This window comes from Amycolatopsis keratiniphila subsp. keratiniphila, from assembly GCF_001620365.2.
In the GTDB taxonomy this organism is placed as follows: Bacteria; Actinomycetota; Actinomycetes; order Mycobacteriales; family Pseudonocardiaceae; genus Amycolatopsis; species Amycolatopsis keratiniphila.
The window spans coordinates 1-5686 of the sequence record NZ_LQMT02000015.1; the positions used below are offsets into that span (position 1 = coordinate 1).

Annotated in this window: 4 protein-coding genes; all 4 read left to right on the forward strand. The window is 71.3% G+C overall.

Annotated features, from left to right (window positions below):
• On the forward strand, nucleotides 1-1978 hold a 1978-nt coding region (locus AVR91_RS16630; protein ID WP_228709221.1), incomplete at its 5' end, for a condensation domain-containing protein.
• Between the two features lie 68 nt (nucleotides 1979-2046).
• Nucleotides 2047-4659 carry a non-ribosomal peptide synthetase gene (locus AVR91_RS16635; protein ID WP_455577836.1) on the forward strand — a complete coding sequence of 871 codons (2613 nt, stop codon included), beginning with the start codon at nucleotides 2047-2049 and terminating at the stop codon, nucleotides 4657-4659.
• Complete coding sequence (locus AVR91_RS16640; RefSeq protein ID WP_076857366.1) at nucleotides 4620-5048, forward strand: phosphopantetheine-binding protein; 429 nt, start codon at nucleotides 4620-4622, stop codon at nucleotides 5046-5048. Before AVR91_RS16635 ends, AVR91_RS16640 begins: the two co-directional genes overlap by 40 nt.
• Nucleotides 5049-5354: 306 nt before the next feature.
• Nucleotides 5355-5686, forward strand: a 332-nt coding sequence (locus AVR91_RS16645; protein ID WP_143254023.1) for a condensation domain-containing protein, incomplete at its 3' end; no start/stop codon positions are given.

A 5686-nucleotide genomic window follows, 5' to 3' on the forward strand; every position in this document is an offset into this window, starting at 1 on the left:
GATCCGCGGCTTCCGGGTCGAACCCCGGGAGATCGAATTCGCCCTGTCGAGCCGCCCCGAGGTCACCCAGGCCACGGTGACCGTCCACGACGGACGGCTGGTGGCGTACGTGGCGCCGGACGACGTCGATCCGGAAGCGCTGCGGGAGGGGATCGCGGCCCGGATGCCGGCGTACATGGTGCCCGCGGCGGTGGTGGCACTGGCCGCCCTGCCGCTCACGCCGCACGGGAAGATCGACCGGAAGGCCTTGCCGGCACCGGATTTCTCGTCGAAGACCGCCGGGCGGGAGCCCGCGAACGAGGTCGAGCGGATCCTGTGCGACGTGTTCGCCGAGGTGCTCGGGCTGGCCAGGGTCGGGGTCGAGGACGGCTTCTTCGAACTGGGCGGGGATTCGATCTCGTCGATGCAGGTCGCCTCCCGTGCGCGGCGTGACGGCCTTTCGCTGACCCCGCGGCAGATCTTCGACCACCGGACGCCCGAGCGGCTCGCGCAGCTGGTCGCGGAAACCGCCGTGCCACAGCCGGATCCGGCCGCGATCGAGGACGGCGTCGGTGAGGTCGTGCTGACCCCGGTGATGCGGATGTTCGGCGAAGGCGTCGCGGGGGCGGGGTTCGCGCAGTGGGTCGTGACGGGCGCGCCCGCGGACCTGACGGAGGAGACCTTGGCCGCCGGGTTCACCGCCGTGCTGGACACGCACGACATGTTGCGCGCGCGGGTCGCCGACGGTGGCGCGCGCCTCGTGGTCGGCGAGCGTGGATCGGTGGCCGCGGCGGGAATGATCACCCGGGTGGAGGCCGGAGCCGCCTTGGCCGAGGCCGCCGAGTCCGCGGCGCGGGAAGCCGTCGGACGGCTGGATCCGGCCGCGGGGGTCATGGTCCAGGCGGTGTGGCTGGACGCCGGACCGGATCGCGTGGGCAGGCTGGTCGTGGCGGCGCATCATCTCGTCGTCGACGGGGTGTCGTGGCGTGTTTTGACGGCCGACCTGCGAGCCGCCTGCGAGGCGGCGGCCGCGGGCAGGCGGCCCGAGCTGGAACCGGTGGGCGTGTCGTTCCGCCGGTGGGCGGCGTTGCTGGAGGAATGGGCCGTTTCCGCCGAACGGGTCGCGGAACTGCCCGCCTGGAAGGCGATTCTCGGCCCGCCGTCGGAGCCGGGTCCCGCTCCGTCCGGCGCGGTGCGTTCGCGGTCGTGGACGGTGCCGTCCGCCGAGACGTCGGTGCTGGTGAGCCGGGCACCGGCGGTGTTCCACTGTGGCGTGCACGAAGTGCTGCTGGCCGGGCTGGCCGGCGCGGTCGCCCGGTGGCGTGGCGAGGACACGGTGCTCGTGGACGTGGAGAGCCACGGCCGTCATCCCGTCGAAGGGATGGACCTGTCCAGGACGGTCGGCTGGTTCACCAGCACGTATCCGGTCCGGCTGGACGTGGCCGGTATCGATCTGGCCGACGTGCTCGCCGGGGGTGCGGCGGCAGGCGGGTTGCTGAAGGCGGTCAAGGAGCAATCGCGCGCGGTACCCGGCGACGGGCTCGGCCACGGATTGCTGCGTCACCTCAACGGTGAGACGGGACCGGTGCTCGCGGCGCTGCCGTCGGCCCGGATCGGGTTCAACTACCTCGGCCGGTTCGTCGCCGGTGACGCGAGCGAAGTGCGGGCGTGGCAACTGGCCGGGGAGATCGGCGGTTCGATGGATCCGGCCACGCGGTTGCCGCACGATCTCGACGTCAACGCGATCGTCCAGGATCTGCCGGACGGGCCGGAACTGACGCTCATGGTGGAGTGGTCGGACGAGGCGTTCGACGACGCCGGGATCGAACGACTGGCCCGCGCGCTGCTGGACACGCTGTCCGGGTTGGCGCGGCAGGCGGAAGACCCCACCGCCGGTGGGCACACCGCCTCCGATTTCGGTCTCCTCGAACTCGACCAGGACGAGATCGAGGGCTTCGAAGCGATCGCGGCGGAACTCAGCGAGGGGCGGGCATCGTGAGCACGTCGGCAACGACTTCCGGATCGGCGCTGGCGGAGATCTGGCCGCTTTCCCCGATGCAGGAGGGAATGCTCTATCACGCCTCGCTGCTGGCCGAGGACGCCCCCGACATCCAGATGACCCAGCAGACGCAGTTCCTCGACGGACCGCTGGACGTCCGGCGGTTCCGGGAATCGTGGGAAATCCTTCTCGACCGGCATGCGGCGCTGCGCGCCGGTTTCCACCGGCGGAAATCGGGCGAGCCGGTGCAGCTCATCTTCCGTGCCGCGAAGCCGCCGTGGGCGGAACACGATCTGTCGGGGCTGACCGAAGCGGACGCGCTGGCCGAGGTGAGCGCGATCGCGGAGAAGGAACGCGCCCGGAAATTCGACCTGGCGAAACCGCCGCTGCTGCGGCTGACGCTGATCCGGCTCGGCCCGGACCGGCACTGCCTGGTGACGACGAGCCATCACCTGGTCATGGACGGGTGGTCGCGGGCGATCCTCGAGGCGGACCTCCTCGACATCTACGCGGCGGGCCGCGGCGGTCCGCGGTTGCGGCCCGCGGGCTCCTACGGGACGTATCTCGCCTGGCTCGCCGAGCAGGACAAGGAAGCGGCGCGGGCGGCGTGGCGCGCGGAACTGGCCGGCGCCGACGGATCGGCGCTCGGGCTCCCCGAACGGCAGGGGGCGGATCCGGGTCCGCCCGCCCGCGAACTGATCCGCCACACACCGGATTTCACCGCCGCGCTGACCGAGTTCGCCCGCGGCCACGGGCTGACCTTGAACACGCTCGTGCAAGGGGCGTGGGGGATCGTGCTGGCCCGGCTGGCCCGTCGTCGTGACGTGGTGTTCGGCGCGGTGGTTTCGGGCCGCCCGGCGGAGATGCCCGGCGTGGAACAGACCGTGGGACTGTTCATCGGCACCGTGCCGGTGCGGGTGCGGCTGGACGGCGATCAGCCGATCGCCGTGCTGCTGAAGGACTTGCAGGAACGACAGTCCGCGCTGGTGGCGCATCACCACCTCGGCCTGCCGGAGATCCAGAAGCTCGGCGGAGCCGGTTTCGACACGGTCGTGGGATTCGAGAACTACGCCGACCCCGCGGCGGGCGCGGTCTCCCCGAGCGGGCTCAGCCTGACCCTGCGGGAGTACCACCAGGCGGCGCCGTACGCGATGACCCTGGTGGTCATGCCCGGCGAGCGCCTCACGACCGATCTGCAATACCAGCCGGACCAGGTCGGCGCGGCACTGGCGGAGGAGGCCCACCGCGGCCTCGTCCGCGTGCTGGAACGCATGATCGCGGATCCGGCGGCGCCCGTCGGGCGGCTCGACGTGGTGGGCGAGCCCGAGCGGGAACTGGTCGTCGAACGGTGGAACGACACCGGTGACGGGGTGCCGTCGGCTTCGGTGCCGGAGATGTTCGCGGCGTGGGTGCGCGAGACACCCGGCGCGACGGCGGTGATCGACGGGGACCGGGTCTGGTCCTTCGCGGAACTCGACGCGTGGGCGGGCCGGGTGGCGGGCGCCCTGACGCGGCGCGGGGTGCGCCGCGGCGACCGGGTCGGCGTCGTCATGGAGCGGTCGGCGGAGCTGGTGGCGGCCTGGCTCGGGGTGTGGAAGGCGGGAGCGGCGTTCGTACCGGTCTCGCCGGACTATCCGCCGGACCGGGTGGCGTTCATGCTGGCCGACTCCGCGGTCGCGGCGGTCGCGTGCGGGGCGGAGACCGTGGAGCTGGTGCCCGCGGGATACCCGGCGCTGGTCGTCGACGAGACCGTCGAAGGCGAGGTTCCCCCGTTCTCCGCCGGAGCGGACGACCCGGCCTACGTGATCTACACGTCCGGATCGACCGGGACTCCGAAGGGGGTGGTGGTCCAGCACCGGGCCGCGGCGATCCTGGTGGGGGATCCGGGATGGGCCGTCGGGCCCGGCGACACGGTCCTGATGCACGCTCCGCACACCTTCGACGCGTCGGTGTTCGACCTGTGGGTGTCTCTCGGCTCCGGGGCGGCCGTGCTGCTCGCCGAACCGGGCATGGTCGACGCCGCGCGGCTCGTCGCCTCGGTGGCGAAAGGTGTCACCGCGGTCGTCATGATGGCCGGGCAGTTCCGTGCGCTGGCACAGGAATCGCCGGAGGTCTTCTCGGGACTGCGCGAACTGCTGCTGAGCGGCGACGTGGTGCCGCCCGAGATGGTGGACCGGGTCCGGCGGGCCTGTCCGCGGTTGCGGGTCTGGCACGCGTACGGCCCCACCGAAGCCGCGGTGTGCGTGTCGTCGAAGGCGATCGAGCCGGGCGACGGGCTCGCGCCGGTGCTGCCGATCGGCGGGCCGTTGCCGGGCAGGCGGCTGTACGTGCTCGACGTCTTCCTGCGCCCGGTGCCGCCGGGTTTCGCGGGCGATCTGTACATCGGCGGCGACGCGGTGGCACAGGGCTATCTGGGCCGCACGGCGTTGACGTCGGAGCGTTTCGTCGCCGATCCGTTCGCCGGTGGCAGGCGGATGTACCGGACCGGGGACCTGGCGTACTGGACGGACGAGGGCGAGCTGGTGTTCGCCGGCCGGGCCGACGACCAGGTCAAGATCCGCGGTTTCCGGGTGGAACCCGGTGAGATCGAGGCGGCGNNCCGCTGCGCGAACGGCTCGCCACGATCCTGCCGGACCATCTGGTGCCGGCGGCGATCGTGGTGCTCGACGCCTTGCCGGTGACGGCGAACGGGAAGGTCGACCGGGCGATGCTGCCGGATCCCGATTTCCGCGGGCTTTCGGCAGGCCGGGAGCCGTCGACCGAAATGGAACGGGCGTTGTGCGCGCTCTTCGCCGAAGTGCTCGGCCTGACGCGGATCGGCGCGGACGACAGTTTTTTCGAATTGGGCGGGGATTCGCTCCTGTCGATGCAATTGGCGGCACGGGCGCATCGCGACGGAATGACCTTCGGCGCGCGAGAGGTGTTCGAATACCGGACGCCTTCGGGAATCGCGGCGTTCATCGGCCGCGGGACGGCTTCCGCCGAGGTGGGAGCGCAGGCCGACGTCGCCCTGCTCGACATCGGACGGGACGAGATGGACGAATTCGAGGCCGAGTTCGACGCCGGGTGACGCTGGTCGTGATCGGCGACTGAAGAGGTAAGGCGAAGGCGGCTTTCGCAACACGGCCTCGCGCACCCCGGTCCCGGCCGGAAGCGACGCCCCCCGCGGCCACTGCGAAACGTTGCTTTCACCGCTAGGCAAAAGAAACCTTGGACATGTTGTCCGGTCCGGCCCGGCAGGCGGATGATCCTCGCATGGGGGAGAACACCGGCCTGTCGCTGCCGTCCTCGACCACCTGGACAAGACGAGATCGAGGAATTCGAGGCTGAGTTCGGCGACGAACTCCATGCCCTTCGCTGATCGAGGGAGAAATTGATGGCTCAGTCGCGGATCGAGGAAATCTGGCCGCTGTCACCGCTGCAGGCCGGGTTGCTCTTCCACGCGGTCTACGACGGCGAAGGTCCGGATGTCTACATCGGACACTGGATCCTGGACCTCGACGGGAGCGTGGACGCGGAACGGTTGCGCGCCGCCTGGGCGGCCGTACTGGCCAGGCACGCCCCGCTGCGGGCCTGCTTCCGGCAGCGCAAATCGGGTGAGACGGTGCAGATCATCGCCAGGCAGGTGGAGTTGCCGTGGCGGGAAGTCGACCTCTCCCGGCTCGAAGACCCCGAAGCGGCGGTGCGGGAACTGTCCGAAGAGGACCG